This is a genomic window from Flavonifractor sp. An9, assembly GCF_002161245.1.
GTDB classification, from domain to species: domain Bacteria; phylum Bacillota; class Clostridia; order Oscillospirales; family Oscillospiraceae; genus Flavonifractor; species Flavonifractor avicola.
The window spans coordinates 76,670-91,807 of record NZ_NFHC01000005.1; the positions used below are offsets into that span (position 1 = coordinate 76,670).

A 15,138-nucleotide genomic window follows, 5' to 3' on the forward strand; every position below is an offset into this window, starting at 1 on the left:
AATCATGGATATGAATACTGTTATCTTTGCCGTTGTGGTCCTGGCTGTGCTGGGCGCCATCTTCGGCCTGGTGCTGGCCATCGCCGCCAAGGTGTTCGCTGTTGAGGTGGACCCCAAGGAGGAGGCTGTGCTGGCCTGTCTGCCCGGCGCCAACTGCGGCGGCTGCGGCTTCCCCGGCTGCTCCGGTTATGCTGCCGCTGTGGCCAAGGGCAAAGCCCCTGTCAATGCCTGCGCCGCCGGCGGCGAGGCTGTCGCCGCTCAGATCGGTGAGATTATGGGCGTATCTGCCGGCGCTGCTGTCAAGATGATCGCTCAGGTTCACTGCACCGGCTGCGGTCAGAACTACAAGCAGTACAACTATGTGGGCCTCCACGACTGCGTGGCCGCTTCCAAGCTGCCCGGCGGCGGTGATCTGGGCTGCTCTTACGGCTGCCTGGGTTTGGGCTCCTGTGAGAAGGTCTGCCCCTTTGACGCGATCCACGTTGTTGACGGCGTGGCCAAGGTGGACGAGAAGAAGTGTAAGTCCTGTAGCAAGTGCGTGGACGTGTGCCCCCGCCACATCATCGCTCTGGAGCCCTACAAGACCAAGCGTCACGTCACCATTCCATGCTCCTCTCACGACAAGGGCGCGGACGCCCGGAAGGTATGCGACAACGGCTGTATCGGCTGTTCTCTGTGCATGAAGAACTGCCCCAGGGAGGCCATCACCATGGTCAACAACCTGGCCGTCATCGACTACGAGAAGTGCATTGGCTGCGGCATCTGCGCTCAGAAGTGCCCCCGCAAGCTGATCATTGTGGATGGCAAGGTGCCCGAGGTGAAAGCCGCGCCTCCCAAGGCTGCCCCTGCTGCTGCCCCCAAGGCCGAGGTTCCTGCCGAGCCCAAGGAGTAATTCCAAGCACAAAAAACAGGACCTGCGAAAGCAGGTCCTGTTTTTTGTTGCTCAGGTGCTTAGTGCTGGCCCAGCTGGAAGGAGGCGCACTCGGTGGAGGCGCACTTGGTGGCGTTGGGCTCGCAGCAGCCGACCTTGATCTCATTCAGGGTGCAGTAGTTCTGGCCGCCGCAGTGATGGGCACAGTTGGTGACGGAGCACTTGATGCTGTTGTTAGGGGTCTGGTTCATTGCAAATTCCTCCTTGTTACCGTGGTACGCTCCTAGTATGGGCGGAATGGAGGAACTCTATGCAGGTATGTAGTAAAAAAATCTGCCAAAAGGGGAGAGTAGGTGGAAAAACAGAGGAGTAAAAGCAGCTTAATTCTGTGTGGGATCGTCCTGATCTGCCGTTGTTTCCACATCGTCCACCACAGTGGGGATAAACTGGGGAGCAAATTTGCCCTTGCCGCGGTTTTTCACATAAAAGAAGCCGATGGTGGAAAAGACCACAGCGCCAATAAAATTCACGAACAGATCCTTCATAGTGTCGATAATGCCGATGTCCAGATAGCCGCCCAGCCCCAGAGATTGCTGGGCGCCGTCGGCAGTGACCACAATCACATCTGTAATATGTTTGATGGAGACAGGGTGATTGCCTCCGGTGGGGTCCAGCATCACCGAGCCAATGGAATTGACCACGGTATCCTTCTGCATATCCAGCAGGAAGAGCTGGTCCATCGAGAACTCAAAGAACTCCCAAAGCACGCCGATGGTCATAGAGAAGCAAAAGGCTACCACAGCCAGATAGACCGGAGAGAGGCTGAATTTTAGTTTTTCATTCCGGTTGAGGATGTCCAGCAGAGAGAAGCCGATGGCAGCGCACAGGAAACCGTTGAGGGTATGAAGCATGGTGTCCCAGTAGGGATACTGGATGTAGTAGGCTTGGATCTCACCAAGGATTTCTGCGGCAAAGATGAAAAGTAAGATGATAATTTCCAGCGTGTCCGGAATCTCCACACGAATGGTGCGCTCCAGGAAGGAAGGCAGCGTAAAGAGAAACAGGGTGAGAACACACAGAAACACGTTCTCAAAATTACCCTTGAAGGACTGGGCCACGATGGCCACAATAACCAGGGCCCGGAGAATGATATAGACTGCGGTCACACCGGGTTTGGCCTTTACCTCTTCTTTCAGCGCCTGTCGGCGCTGTCCCTTGGGGTGATGCTCTTTTTTCATGTTGTTACCTCCTGACCGACAGCGGGAAGTTGGGCCGCAGACAGCTCCCGATAGAGCTGGGCGGAGTGGGGCAGGGATTCCTGCTCATCCGGGCGCAGGGGCCGGACCGCTTTGGCAGGGGAACCCATCACCAGGCTGCCTGGCGGGATTACCGTGTTCTGGGTGACCAGCGCCCCGGCCGCCACCAGACTGCCTGCACCGATGACGCAGCCGTTGAGCAGGATGGCGCCCATACCGATGAGGCATCCGTCTTCTATTGTGCATCCATGGAGGATGGCGCCGTGGCCTACAGTTACATCCCGACCGATGACAGTGGGAAAGTCCGGGTCGCCGTGGACCACCGCCTGGTCCTGCACGTTGGAGCCTGCGCCCAGGCGGATGGAGCACTCATCGCCCCGCAGAACCGCGCCGTACCAGATGCTGGCAGCGGGGCCGACAGATACCTTGCCCACAAGGGTGGCATTGGCGGCGATTCTGGCCTCCGGGTGGAGCTGAGGAACATGGTTATCCAGAGAATGGATCATAGAAAGTGGGGCCTCCTTATCCGGATATATGGTATGCACACCATTATAGCCTGCCCCACATCAGCCCGCAAGTCAAATCTGCGTCACTGGTGCATAGACTGGGTTGGAGGTGAGCGCATGGAACTCAAACGCAATCAGATTACAGTAGGGGAGCTGCTGGACCATCCGGGCAGCCGGGCGGTGCTTCAGCGCCGGTTCCCTATGCTCTTCAAGCATCCCATCCTGGGGGCTGCCCGCTCCATCACCCTGGAGCAGATCCTCTCGGTAGCCCAGGCTTACGTATCCCAGAAGAAGATTGACGAGACTCTGAATGACCTGAGACGGGCATGAGGGACGCCCCCTTTCAGATACAAAAATCTGAAAGGGGGCGTTTTTCACGCTGGCTTTCGTCGGAACAGCCGGACATACCAGCGTAGAGAACCGGTATCCCGTGTTCGGCGCAGCAGAAGGGCGGTGAGTACCGTATCTACGCACAACAAAGCCGCAGCGGGTGGTGTGGCCCAGGTTGGAATGGCGGCAGCCAGCCAGGCAATCGTTGGATGGAGCAAATAATAGAGGGCCAGAGTCAATGCGCCCCAGTACAGGGAGAAACGGAGGCAGATGTGCCGGCCCAGATGCAGGGGCAAATGGGAGTAATCCCAGAAGGACACCAGAAAGACTTTTTCATAAAAAAGACCCGCCAGAAGCTCTGCCGCCGTACAGATCAGAACCGCGGCGGGGAACAGCAGAAGAGGCTGAGCCCGTACACGCTCCGGCAGCAGGAGCAGACCCAGCGCGCCCAGCCCATAGACCGGGCAGATGGGAAGAAGCAGGCGGCACTTCCGGTCCTGCTTGGATTCACCACTCAGCCGGGCATAGCCTACCTCGATGAGAAAGCCGACAAAGCTATAAATTAGAAAGATCCAAAACAGCGACATGGCATAGCCTCCTTTGCTTTTTAGTGTGGGCATAACCTGAGCAAAGGATACCTGTCAGTCTTTACACAGAGCCGGGCAGATTGAACGGCGTAGATGTCAAGGAGAAGTGGGAAAAAAGTAGGAAATTTGTCCATTCTGCTCTTGCCGGAACGGGGGGGAATATGATACGATAGAAAAAATTCAAAAGGGGAAATGAAGCGTCATGCGGCATTTGATCGACTTTGGAGACCTGTCAAGGGCGGAGTGGGATTCCCTGTACCAGCGGTGCAGTGATATTATGGACCACCCCGCCGATTTTATGGACGCCTGCCGGGGGCGGGTGATGGCCAGCCTGTTCTATGAGCCCTCTACCCGCACCAACTTTTCCTTCCAGACCGCTATGCTGCGGGTGGGCGGTACCGTGTTCGGCTTTGCCGATCCTAAATCTACCTCAACCGCCAAGGGCGAGACCCTGAAGGACACCATCAAGATGGTGTCCGGCTACGCCGATGTGGTGGTCATGCGTAACCCCAAGGAGGGCGCCGCCAAGGCTGCTTCTCTTTACTCTGATGTACCGGTGATCAACGCCGGCGACGGCGGCCATATGCACCCCACCCAGACCACCGCCGACCTGACCACCATCACCCGCCTGCGGGGCGGTGTGGACGGTCTGTCCGTGGGCCTGTGCGGTGACCTGAAGAACGGCCGTACCGTTCACTCCCTCATCAAGGCTCTGGCCAAGTTCAAGGGCATCAAATTCTTCCTCATTGCGCCCCGTGAGCTGGCGGTGCCCGAATATATGCGAGCCTTCATGCGGGAGAATGATATGTGGTTTACCGAGGTCACCGGCCTGGAGGCCGTCATTCCCCAGCTGGATGTGCTCTATATGACCCGTATCCAGCGGGAGCGCTTTGTGGACCCCCTGGAGTACGAGCGGTGCAAGGGCATTTACGTCCTCACCCGCCGGAAGCTGGACCGGGCCCGGAAGGACCTGCTGGTGATGCATCCCCTGCCCCGTGTGGACGAGATCGCCATCGACGTGGATGACGATCCCCGGGCGGTCTACTTTGAACAGGCCCGCTATGGTATGTATGCCCGTATGGCGCTGCTCACCGACCTGGCCAATCAGGACCGTATGAGCCCCGGCGCGGTGGAGATCGGTACCAAGCCGGTGTGCTCCAACCCCAACTGCATCACCCAGACCGAGCACTATCTGCCCCCCCTGGTGAAGCAGAACGGCGGCGTGGATTGCTGCGCTTACTGCGACAAGGAACTGCGGTAAGCCAGAGGCTTGACATTTTCCCGAAAAGTGCATATACTATGTCCCAAAGGCTAAGATGGGAAGGAGTACCCCCGCGAAAGGTACAGAGAGGAGCCGGTTTGGTGCAAGGCTCTCCGGCGGTGGGGGGAAGGTCGTCCCAGAGCTCTGCCCCTGAACCACAGTAGGGGGCGGCGGAATCCTCCCGTTACAGAGGCAATGAGTGTCCTCATTTGAGGAAATTCAGGTGGTACCGCGGACTAACAGGTTCGCCCTGAGCAACAGCTTGGGGCGAACCTTTTTTGCCCCGAAAAGGAGTGTAACAGATGAAGAAAGAACTTCCCAAGGTCTATGAACCCCAGGAGGTGGAGGGCCGCGTCTACGAGATGTGGGAGAAAAACGGCTGCTTTGAGGGCCACCGTGATCCCGATAAAAAGCCCTTCACCATCGTCATGCCGCCCCCCAACGTCACCGGCCAGCTCCACATGGGCCACGCCATGGACTCCACCCTCCAGGATATCCTGATCCGCTTCAAGCGGATGCAGGGCTACGCCGCCCTGTGGGTGCCCGGCACCGACCACGCCGGCATCGCCACCCAGATCAAGGTGGAGGAGGAGCTGCGCAAGAACGAGGGTCTGTCCCGCTACGACCTGGGCCGGGAGAAATTCCTGGAGCGGGTGTGGGACTGGAAGCACAAGTACGGCAACCGCATTGTGGAGCAGCAGAAGAAGCTGGGCGCCTCCTGCGACTGGTCCCGTGCCCGGTTCACCATGGACGAGGGCCTCAGCAAGGCCGTCCGCCATGTGTTCGTGTCCCTGTACAAGAAGGGCCTGATCTACAAGGGTTCCCGCATCATCAACTGGTGCCCCCACTGCGTCACTGCCCTCAGTGACGCCGAGGTGGAGTATCAGGACAAGCCGGGCAACTTCTGGCACATCCGCTACCCCATCCAGGGAGAGGAGGGCCGGTACGTCATCGTGGCCACCACCCGGCCCGAGACCATGCTGGGCGACACCGGCGTGGCGGTCAACCCCAACGACGAGCGGTACAAGGACATTGTGGGCAAAAAGTGCATTCTGCCCCTGGTGGGCCGTGAGATGCCCATCGTGGCCGACGAGTATGTGGACATGGAGTTCGGCACCGGATGCGTGAAGATGACTCCCGCCCACGACCCCAACGACTTTGAGGTGGGCCTGCGGCAGAACCTGGAGACCATCCGTGTGCTGGACGACAACGGCAAGGTGGTGGAGGGCTACGGCCGCTACTCCGGCATGGACCGCTACGAGGCCCGGAAGGCCATTGTGGCCGACCTGGAGGAGCAGGGGTATCTGGTCAAGGTGGAGCCCCACCAGCACAACGTTGGTACCTGCTACCGCTGCCACAACGACGTGGAGCCTCTCATCTCCGCCCAGTGGTTTGTCAAGATGAAGCCCCTGGCCGAGGAGGCCCTGCGGGTGGTCAACGAGGGTGAGGTCAAGTTCGTCCCCGACCGCTTCTCCAAGATCTACACCAACTGGATGGAGAACGTTCATGACTGGTGTATCTCCCGCCAGCTGTGGTGGGGCCACCAGATCCCCGCCTGGAGCTGCCAGGAGTGCGGCCACATCACCGTGTCCGAGGACGATCCCACCGAGTGCGAGCACTGCCATTCCCACAACATCAAGCAGGAGGAGGACGTGCTGGATACCTGGTTTTCCTCTGCCCTGTGGCCCTTCTCCACCCTGGGCTGGCCTGAGGAGACCGAGGACTACAAGTATTTCTATCCCACCGACGTGCTGGTCACCGGCTACGACATCATCTTCTTCTGGGTGGCCCGCATGATCTTCTCCGGCTGTGAGCATACCGGCAAGCCCCCCTTCCACACCGTGTTCATCCACGGTCTGGTGCGGGACGACAAGGGCCGCAAGATGTCCAAGTCCCTGGGCAACGGCATTGATCCCCTGGAGATGGCCAACCAGTACGGCGCCGACGCCCTGCGCTTCAACCTGGTGACCGGCAACTCCCCCGGAAACGATATGCGCTTCTACACCGAGCGGTGCGAGGCCATGCGCAACTTCGCCAACAAGATCTGGAACGCTTCCCGCTTCCTGATGATGAACCTGACCATCGACAAGTGCGAGCTGCCTGAGAAGCTGGAGCTGGAGGACAAGTGGATCCTGTCCAAGCTGAACAGCGTCATCCCCGAGATCACGGAGAACATGGAGCGCTACGAGCTGGGCGTGGCCGCCCAGAAGGTGTACGACTTCATCTGGGATTCCTACTGCGACTGGTATATCGAGCTGACCAAGACCCGCCTCCAGGGCGAGGACGAGGACTCCAAGGTGCGGGCTCAGCAGGTGCTGTGCTATGTGCTCACCCAGATCCTCAAGCTGCTCCATCCCTTTATGCCCTTCATCACCGAGGAAATCTGGCAGGCCCTGCCCCATGAGGGCGACTACCTGATGCTCCAGCAGTGGCCGGAGCACCACGCCAACCTGGACTTCCCCGAGGAAGAGAAGGCTATGGAGCTCATCATGGACGCCATTCGGGCCATCCGTGCCCGTCGGGCCGAGATGAACGTGCCCCCCTCCAAGAAGGCACAGCTCACCGTCTCCACTCTGGAGCAGGCTGTGTTCCACCAGGGCACTCCCTTCCTGAAGCGTCTGGCCTATGCCAGCGACGTGAAGGTGGTGGAGGCCACCGATACGGTGGACACCCAGGGTATGGTGACCATCGCCACCCATGCGGCCCGGCTGTATCTGCCCCTGGCTGAGCTGGTGGATCTGGAGAAGGAGAAGGCCCGCATCCAGAAGGAGCTGGACAAGAACCGCAAGGAGCTGGACAAGCTGGAGACCAAGCTGAATAACCCCGGCTTTGTAAACAAGGCCCCCGCCCAGGTAGTGGAGGCCGAGCGGGAGCGGGCGAATAAGCTGAAGGCTCTGCTGGTCAAGCTGGAAGAATCTGCGGCTGCGCTGGGCTGATAAAATTCTCGAAAAACAGAGAAACGCCGCCATCGAACGCGGATGGCGGCGTTTCTGTGCCCATATTGTCATACTTTGTTACACAACTGTGGTTGTGCTCCAGAGCAGAATCGGATAAAATGTACAGTAATATTGTACGGCCCAGTTTGACCCAGGCCGTGGAAAGGAGGTTGGAGCGTTGAAAAGACTGATCCCATTGCTGGCGGTGTTGCTGCTGCTGGGCGGATGTACCGGGTCCTGTCAGGATACCAGGGCGGTATCTACCGCGCTGCCCAGTGCCGCATCCACGCCTGAGGTGGAGCAGAGCGCCGAACCTACCCCCTCCGCGGAGCCCTCACCCATCCCAACGGCCCAGCCCACTGTTATGCCGGAACCTACGGCCTCTGTGGAGCCGGAGCCCTCTGCGGAGCCTTCGCCTACCCCCACGGCCTATGACGGACCTAACGATGAGGAGGTATTGTCCGCCTACCGGGCGGCGGTGCAGGCCTTCTGGTGGTTCCAGGTGGAGCCCATGACCTTTGATGAAACGGACAGCCGCGAGGTAGACGGTGCCACCTATTATCGGGTAGACTATCCCGGCATTGACAGCACGGTCAGCCTGCGGGGTTACCTCAAGAGCCTCTTTTCCGACGATCTGGTGGAAAAGCTGCTGCCTTATGACGGAACCCAGTATGTGGACATCGACGGCGTCCTCTACGTCCAGGACGGCGGCCGGGGCACCGACATCACCAGGGGTGCCGAGACGACCCAGGTCCTGCGGGACGGAGACCCAAACCGCTGTACCGTCCGGGTGACGGTGGAAGTGCTGGACCCGGAGCAGGACGGCGCGGTGGTGGATACCCTGACGTTTGACTTCCCCTACGAAAAAGTGGGGGAGAAGTGGATCTTTACCGATTTTTCCCTGGTCCGGTGAGTCCTTCGACAAAATATATACCCCATCTGTGATAGGATCGCAGTATACCAAAAATTGGTATACTGCGATTTTTTTGTACAGGGGGGATATGCCATGGCAGTGACCTGCAAAGCAGAGAATCGGGCGCTGTACGCGGCCATTGACGGCGAGGTGGACCACCACCGGGCCAGACAGATTTTAGGCGAGTTGGTACGGCAGATCGACCTGACCATGCCCCGTCATCTGACGGTGGATCTGGGGGGCGTCAGCTTTATGGATAGTTCGGGGATCGCCGTACTGCTGCGGGCCAGCCGACGGATGAGCGAGCTGGAAGGGACCATGGAGGTGGTCCATGTGCCTGAGCAGGCAGGCAAGGTGCTTCGGGCAGCCGGGCTGGACCGGTTGATCAAATTTGAATGACGGAGGAAGTACATAATGAAACCGATGAATGAGGCCACGGTGGTCTTTCTCAGCCGGTCGGCCAACGAGGGCTTTGCCCGTACCACGGCGGCCTGCTTTGCCGCTCAGCTGGACCCCACCCTGGAGGAGATCAATGACATCAAGACGGCGGTGAGCGAGGGAGTAACCAACTGCATCGTCCACGCCTATCCGGACAAGCTGGGGCTGGTCCAGATGCGGCTGCGGCTCTTTGAGGATCACACCCTGGAGATCCAGATCAAGGATAAGGGCGTGGGCATCTCCGATGTGGAGCAGGCCCGACGCCCCATGTTTACCACCGGCGGAGAGGAGCGCAGCGGTATGGGCTTTACCATTATGGAGAGTTTTATGGACGGAGTGAAGGTACGCTCCACCCCGGGGAAGGGAACGGTGGTGACCATGCGCCGCAGGATCTCCCGCCGGCTGGGAGGGGCGCAATGAATGTGGCGGATACCCCCGACCTGCTGGAGGAGGCCCGCCGGGGGGACAACGAGGCCTGTGCCAGGCTCATTGAGGAGAATGGTGGGCTGATCTGGTCCATTGTGCGCCGCTACTACGGCCGGGGAGTGGAGCCGGAGGACCTGTATCAACTGGGTTGCCTGGGCTTTGTGAAGGCGGTGCGGGGCTTCGATCCCGCCTTTGGCTGTCAGTTCTCCACCTATGCCGTGCCCAAGATCGCCGGTGAGATCCGGCGCTACCTGCGGGACGACGGCGCTATTAAAGTCAGCCGCGGTCTGAAAGAGCGGGGGATGGCCATCCGGGCGGCCAGGGAACGGCTGTCGGCCTCCCTGGGCCGGGAACCCACCTTGTCCCAGCTGTCCGAGGCCACCGGGCTGGAGCCGGAGGAGATTGCAGCCGCTGAGGAGGCGGGGCTGCCGGTGGCCTCCCTCCAGATGGAGACGGGGGACGGCCTGACCCTGGAGAGTGTGTTGGGCACCGAGGGTATCGAGGAGGGTATCGTGGAGCGTGAGGCCCTGCGTACCGCCATCGCCGCCCTGCCTGACCGGGAGCAGCAGGTGATCCTGCTGCGCTACTACCGGGGTATGACTCAGGACCGGGCGGCCCGGATGCTGGGGGTGAGCCAGGTCCAGGTATCCCGCATTGAGCGCCGGGCGGTGGAGCGGCTGCGAAAGAGACTGGAGGAGTGAGGGATGCGGACAAGCTGAGGGAGGCTGGCGTGTATTTGTCCTGTGCTGAGCATGACTTTGTTTGGATGAGAGGAACTTCATGGTGGTTTTTCTCGTCCAAAGGGAGTATAATGACCAAACAGAACAAAAAACGCAAGGAAGATGGATTGATATGGAAGATATTCTTTATATTGTCGTTCCCTGCTACAACGAAGAAGAAGTGCTGCCAGAGACCTCACGCAGGCTGAAAGAAAAGCTGGAGGCCCTGATGGCTGCCGGAACTATTTCCCGGGAGAGCCGGGTTCTTTTTGTCAACGACGGTTCCAAGGACAAGACCTGGCAGCTCATTGAGGAGCTGCACCAGAGCAGCCCCATCTTCTCCGGCGTGGACCTGAGCCGCAACCGGGGCCATCAGAACGCCCTGTTGGCAGGGCTGATGACCGCCAAGGAGCGGTGCGACATGGCCATCTCCATGGACGCCGACCTCCAGGACGACATCGATGCGGTGGACGCCATGGTGGAGCAGTATTATGCCGGGTGTGACATCGTATATGGCGTGCGCTCTTCCCGGAAGAAAGACACCTTCTTCAAGCGCTTTACCGCCGAGGGCTTTTACAGGCTGATGAACTCCATGGGGGCGGAGACGGTGTTCAACCACGCCGACTACCGCCTTATGTCCCGCCGGGCCCTGGAGGGGCTGGCGGAGTTCAAGGAAGTCAACCTGTTCCTCCGGGGGATCGTGCCCATGATCGGCTACCGCACCGGCACTGTGGAGTATGAGCGGGGAGAGCGCTTTGCCGGTGAGAGCAAGTACCCCCTGAAAAAGATGCTCTCCTTTGCCATGGAGGGCATCACCTCCCTGTCGGTGAAGCCCATCCGCATGATCACCGGTTTGGGTTTCCTGGTGTTTCTGGTGAGTATCGCCATGCTCATCTACTCCATCGTCCGCTGGGCCATGGGTGAGACCATTTTGGGCTGGGCCAGTCTGATCTGCTCCGTGTGGGCCATCGGGGGACTGATCCTGCTCTCTTTGGGCGTCATTGGTGAGTACATCGGCAAGGTCTATCTGGAGACTAAGGAGCGGCCCCGCTTCCTGATCCGTGAGGTATTGGAGGACAAGCATGGCAAAGCTGATTGATAATTCCATCCCCAAGTTCCTGCTGGTGGGGGTGGGCAACACCCTGCTGTCCATGGTGCTCATGTTCCTGCTGGAGGGGCTGGGCTACTGGCCCTCCACCGCCATCGCCTATGTGGCGGGTGCAGTGATGAGCTTTTTCCTCAACCGCCACTTTACCTTCCATAGCGAGGAGACCTTCCTGCGCTCAGCGGTAAAGTTTGCCATCAACGTGGCGGTGTGCTATGTGATTGCCTATGCCCTGGCCCAGCCCATCGCCGGTTGGGTGCTGGGTAATACCGGCATGGATCCCATCTGGCAAGAGCGCCTCACCAAGCTGGGCGGTATGGCCTTGTACACCATCCTCAATTATTTCGGCCAGCGGTTCTTTGCCTTCCAGAAAAAGAAGCATTAAATTTATGTGAAATCCCCCGGCGTTCTCTTGCGTCCGCCGGGAAATGGGGGTAGAATAGGGCCAGCATTTCAGCCACTATACCGCAAGGAGGTAGGAAAATGGCCTTTTTTGACGATTTGAAGGATAAAGCCACCGACCTGGGTCGGGCCGGCATGGCCAAGTCCAAGCAGCTGATGGAGATCACCAAGCTGTCCCTCAACAATTCCGGAGAGGAGGACGCCATCCGCAAGGCCTATCTGGAGATCGGCAAGCTCTACTATGCCGAGCGGGGAGGTGCGCCGGAGCCGGGCTACGCCGCCCTCTGCCAGCGGATCACCACCGCCAAGATCAACATTGAGGAGAACAAGGCCCGTATCGCTCAGATCAAGAAGGACGGGACCCTGTCTGACGAGGATATTTCCCAGGCAGCCGCTCAGGCTGCCCGCGACCATACCGAGGAATAAAATAACCAAAGCCCTCCGCCGGTTCGGCGGAGGGCTTTTCTTATGCCCTGTAACTGGATTGTAACTGGACAAATATCTACTTCAAATGTAGTATAATGATATCCACTACAAATGAAGTTGGTGATAGAGATGAAACGACTGCCCGATACTGAGTTAGAAGTGATGAAGGCCCTGTGGGCCTCCGGGCCGGATACTCCGCGCTCCGCCTTGGAGACTGCCTTGGAAGGCTTTTGCTGGGCTTCCAATACGGTGAATACCTATTTAACCCGCCTGGTGGAGAAGGGCTTTGTAGCCGTTCGCCGGGAGGGGAAGAGCAACCTGTACACCCCGCTGGTCAGCCGGGAGGACTACCTGGCCTTTGACAGTCAGGCGGTACTGTCCAAACTGTACGGCAGCTCCCCCCGCAATTTCCTGGCGGCTCTGGCCAAGAACGGCCTGGAGGAGCGGGATCTGGACGATCTGCGGGATCTGTTGGATGAACTGAGCGGGGAGAAGCAGAGATGACAGACTTTTTGACCTCCATGGCGGGCGTGAGCCTGGGAGGCGGGGCGGTAATCCTGCTGTTGGTGGTGTTGGCCAAACTGACCCGGGGACGGTACGGCGCCCGGTGGCGATGCTGGGCCTGGCTGCTGCTGGCCCTCCGACTGGCGGTCCCCCTGCCGCTGCTGCCCGCCGGGGCAGAGACCGCTCCCATACAGATCCAGGTGCCGCCGGACCGGGTGATCTACCAGCCGATGCGGACACCCCGGCCCAGTGCGGCTCAGCCCTCCCAGCCGGTTCAGACGGCGGCTCCATCTGCGGCACCCTCGTCTGTCCCGGTCTCCACCCCTGCGCCCGAGGTTCTGCCCACAGAGCAGACCCAGCCCGCCCCCATCACGGTGGGCGGTATTCTGCTGGCCCTATGGGTAACCGGTGGTGCGGCAGTGCTGGGGTGGAATCTCATAGCCCATTTCCGGTTTAAAAGATACCTGGCCCGGTGGTGCCGCCCGGTGGAGGATGCGGGCACTATCCGCCTGTTCAACGGCCTGTGCGACAGCCTCTCCCTCCACCGCAGGCCCATGTTGCGGCTGTGTCCCGGTCTGGCGGTACCTATGCTGGCGGGGCTGTTCAGGCCGGTGCTGCTGCTGCCGGAGGAGACCGGAGGTGAGAGCTTGCGCTACGCCCTGCTCCATGAGCTGATCCACTACCGCCGCCGGGACATCTGGCTGAAAACCCTGGTGCTGTGGGTGAACGCCGTCCACTGGTTCAATCCACTGGTGTGGCTGATGGTGCGCTCCGTGGAGCGGGACACTGAGCTGGCCTGCGACGAGGGGGCCCTGAAGCGGCTGCCCCAGGAGGAACACGCCGCCTACGGCAGAGCGATTTTGCAGGCCGTGGCTGCCCTGAGAAAGGAGAAAGCATGACATTACCAAAGACCCGGCTGTCCACAGCCATGAGCGGCTCGGCCAGGGAGACCGAAGGACGGGTCCGCAATCTCTTTGTCAAGCACAGACGGCCCGCCCTGGCCCTGGTGATGGCGGTGGGATTTGCCATCGGCCTGTGCGGCTCCCTGGTGGCCTGCCGTGCCCAGGTTGGCCAGGAGCAGCGGCTGGATGCCCTGTATGATGCCGCTGAGGTCAGTTTTGATGGGAAACCTCAGCGGGAGGAGCTGGCCTGTATCCAGGGCCAGGGGGGCACCCTGGTAGCCGGCCATTTTTACGACGACTATCCCCACTGTGCCCTGGTCATCGGCGTAGAGGATGACCGGGGCCAGCTTACTGGGCCGGTGTTTTCCGCCACCTCCAGCGGCGGAAGACCCCAGGTTTCCACCTTCCGAAAGGACGATGTGGACTATCTCCTCTACACCGTCAACGGCGGAGGGCAGGGTTACACCTATGGAGAGGGGGGCCTGCTGGCCTTTGACGGCACCGACTTTACCTGGGTCTGGCCCATGAAGGGGGATCTGCGGCAGGAGGACGCCCAGGTCTGGATGGAGTACCAGAACTACTGGGAGGATCAAATACCCCTGCCCTGTCCCGGCGGGGTAGAGATCTTTCAGGGTGCGGATAACTGGCGCCTGTATGGCCAGGGTCCCCAATGGTCCTTTCGGGAGCGGCTCCAGCTGACGGGGGGGTACCATGCCCCTGAGCGGGTTATGAATGAGCTGCGCAGGGTTGTGGAGAGCCGCACCAGAGACCAGGATAACCCCTGGCAGGCCAGCAATACCTCCGCCCAGTGGCAGATCGTCCAGGTGACGCCGGGGGAGGAGACCCTGTGCGGACAGCGGTACACCCTGCTGGCCTGCTCTGTTTTGACGGGAGAGGAGTGGCTGGGAATGGAGGTGCTGCTCTGCCCCACGTTCTGGAGTGGTGAGGAGCAGCTCTGGCCCAATCTCATCCGGGTGGTCACAGGGAGCGAGGAGGAGGTGCGGCAGGCCCTGTCGGAGGAAAACCGGCAGGTGGAGACCGAGCGGATTACCATGACCACTGCCACCGGGAGAAACCTGTCCCTGGAGCTGGAACTGGAGCCGCTGGACCAGCAGCCCTATTGTCTGGCAATCGAGCAGATCCGGGTCTATGAGGGTGACACACCGCTTCAGTTCATGGCGGTGGAGGACGATGTGTATACGCCGGACAGCTTCTACCAGGGCCTGTTTCTGATCCGGGACCCCAATATTGGGGAGCCGGATATCCGGGACCTGAATTTTGACGGTTCCCCCGATTTGGGCCTGCTGGCGGAGTCGAGCTTTCCCCACAATGTGAGCTATGTGTGGTTCTTGTGGGACGAGGAGACGAGCCGGTTTTCCTTTTCCACCTACCTGTTTTCCAATCCCACCCTGGACGTGGAGAACCGACAGGTGGTGGAACACATCCGGGGGGATGTGGGCCGTCCGGAGGAGGCGGTGTATGTCTGGACTGAAGACGGTACCCTGGAGCAAATCAGCTACAGACAGCTCAGCTGGTCATGAGAGAGGAGGGCCATT

The 15,138-nt window shown here is 59.9% G+C and carries 18 protein-coding genes and 1 other annotated feature; of the genes, 14 read left to right on the forward strand and 4 right to left on the reverse strand.

All coding sequences use genetic code 11. The annotated features are described in order from the left end of the window. Positions 1-10: 10 nt before the first annotated feature. Positions 11-892 carry an RnfABCDGE type electron transport complex subunit B gene (locus B5G40_RS05300; protein WP_087399031.1) on the forward strand — a complete coding sequence of 294 codons (882 nt, stop codon included), beginning with the start codon at positions 11-13 and terminating at the stop codon, positions 890-892. 59 nt (positions 893-951) lie between these two features. Here B5G40_RS05300 and B5G40_RS05305 read toward each other — a convergent pair whose 3' ends face one another. From B5G40_RS05305 to B5G40_RS05315, 3 genes are all read right to left on the reverse strand, one after another. After that, positions 952-1,122 (reverse strand): DUF1540 domain-containing protein, encoded by a 171-nt coding sequence (locus tag B5G40_RS05305; RefSeq protein WP_087187715.1) that lies wholly within the window; start codon positions 1,120-1,122, stop codon positions 952-954. A gap of 129 nt (positions 1,123-1,251) precedes the next feature. Next, a complete protein-coding gene (locus B5G40_RS05310) occupies positions 1,252-2,109 on the reverse strand; it encodes a hypothetical protein (protein WP_087266847.1) in 858 nt (285 codons plus the stop codon). Further along, positions 2,106-2,633: a gamma carbonic anhydrase family protein gene (locus B5G40_RS05315; protein WP_087266844.1), complete on the reverse strand. Its 528-nt coding sequence runs from the start codon at positions 2,631-2,633 to the stop codon at positions 2,106-2,108. The genes B5G40_RS05310 and B5G40_RS05315 overlap by 4 nt, the downstream gene beginning before the upstream one ends. A 117-nt stretch (positions 2,634-2,750) precedes the next feature. Between B5G40_RS05315 and B5G40_RS05320 the strand changes: the two genes are divergently transcribed. Further along, positions 2,751-2,963: a hypothetical protein gene (locus B5G40_RS05320; RefSeq protein ID WP_087187718.1), complete on the forward strand. Its 213-nt coding sequence runs from the start codon at positions 2,751-2,753 to the stop codon at positions 2,961-2,963. A gap of 44 nt (positions 2,964-3,007) precedes the next feature. Here B5G40_RS05320 and B5G40_RS05325 read toward each other — a convergent pair whose 3' ends face one another. Then, entirely contained in the window at positions 3,008-3,550 is a 543-nt protein-coding gene (locus B5G40_RS05325; RefSeq protein ID WP_087388318.1) for a putative ABC transporter permease, read from the reverse strand. Positions 3,551-3,752: 202 nt separating this feature from the next. Here B5G40_RS05325 and pyrB point away from each other — a divergent pair, with 202 nt between their 5' ends. From pyrB to B5G40_RS05385, 12 genes are all read left to right on the forward strand, one after another. Continuing rightward, the gene (gene pyrB, locus B5G40_RS05330; RefSeq protein WP_087187720.1) at positions 3,753-4,811 is read left to right on the forward strand and encodes an aspartate carbamoyltransferase; all 1,059 of its coding nucleotides are present in this window, start codon (positions 3,753-3,755) and stop codon (positions 4,809-4,811) included. Positions 4,812-4,854: 43 nt separating this feature from the next. Then, positions 4,855-5,067: a binding site (T-box leader), on the forward strand. Positions 5,068-5,113: 46 nt separating this feature from the next. After that, positions 5,114-7,747, forward strand: a complete 2,634-nt coding sequence (locus tag B5G40_RS05335) for a valine--tRNA ligase (protein WP_087398987.1) — start codon at positions 5,114-5,116, stop codon at positions 7,745-7,747. Positions 7,748-7,925: 178 nt separating this feature from the next. Further along, positions 7,926-8,660 (forward strand): hypothetical protein, encoded by a 735-nt coding sequence (locus B5G40_RS05340; RefSeq protein ID WP_087398988.1) that lies wholly within the window; start codon positions 7,926-7,928, stop codon positions 8,658-8,660. Between the two features lie 93 nt (positions 8,661-8,753). Continuing rightward, positions 8,754-9,059 carry an STAS domain-containing protein gene (locus B5G40_RS05345; protein WP_087266830.1) on the forward strand — a complete coding sequence of 102 codons (306 nt, stop codon included), beginning with the start codon at positions 8,754-8,756 and terminating at the stop codon, positions 9,057-9,059. Between the two features lie 15 nt (positions 9,060-9,074). Further along, a complete protein-coding gene (gene spoIIAB / locus B5G40_RS05350; RefSeq protein ID WP_087328834.1) occupies positions 9,075-9,518 on the forward strand; it encodes an anti-sigma F factor in 444 nt (147 codons plus the stop codon). Beyond that, positions 9,515-10,225: a sigma-70 family RNA polymerase sigma factor gene (locus tag B5G40_RS05355; protein WP_087398989.1), complete on the forward strand. Its 711-nt coding sequence runs from the start codon at positions 9,515-9,517 to the stop codon at positions 10,223-10,225. The genes spoIIAB and B5G40_RS05355 overlap by 4 nt, the downstream gene beginning before the upstream one ends. A 151-nt stretch (positions 10,226-10,376) precedes the next feature. After that, on the forward strand, positions 10,377-11,342 hold the full coding sequence (locus B5G40_RS05360; protein ID WP_087398990.1) for a glycosyltransferase family 2 protein: 966 nt from the start codon (positions 10,377-10,379) through the stop codon (positions 11,340-11,342). Next, positions 11,326-11,733 carry a GtrA family protein gene (locus tag B5G40_RS05365; protein WP_087266817.1) on the forward strand — a complete coding sequence of 136 codons (408 nt, stop codon included), beginning with the start codon at positions 11,326-11,328 and terminating at the stop codon, positions 11,731-11,733. The genes B5G40_RS05360 and B5G40_RS05365 overlap by 17 nt, the downstream gene beginning before the upstream one ends. Before the next feature lie 98 nt (positions 11,734-11,831). Next, a complete protein-coding gene (locus B5G40_RS05370; protein WP_242955335.1) occupies positions 11,832-12,176 on the forward strand; it encodes a serine proteinase in 345 nt (114 codons plus the stop codon). A 129-nt stretch (positions 12,177-12,305) separates the two neighbouring features. Continuing rightward, the gene (locus tag B5G40_RS05375) at positions 12,306-12,680 is read left to right on the forward strand and encodes a BlaI/MecI/CopY family transcriptional regulator (protein ID WP_087398991.1); all 375 of its coding nucleotides are present in this window, start codon (positions 12,306-12,308) and stop codon (positions 12,678-12,680) included. Further along, on the forward strand, positions 12,677-13,579 hold the full coding sequence (locus B5G40_RS05380) for a M56 family metallopeptidase (RefSeq protein WP_087398992.1): 903 nt from the start codon (positions 12,677-12,679) through the stop codon (positions 13,577-13,579). The genes B5G40_RS05375 and B5G40_RS05380 overlap by 4 nt, the downstream gene beginning before the upstream one ends. Then, positions 13,576-15,123 carry an XAC2610-related protein gene (locus B5G40_RS05385; protein ID WP_087398993.1) on the forward strand — a complete coding sequence of 516 codons (1,548 nt, stop codon included), beginning with the start codon at positions 13,576-13,578 and terminating at the stop codon, positions 15,121-15,123. The genes B5G40_RS05380 and B5G40_RS05385 overlap by 4 nt, the downstream gene beginning before the upstream one ends. Positions 15,124-15,138: the final 15 nt, after the last annotated feature.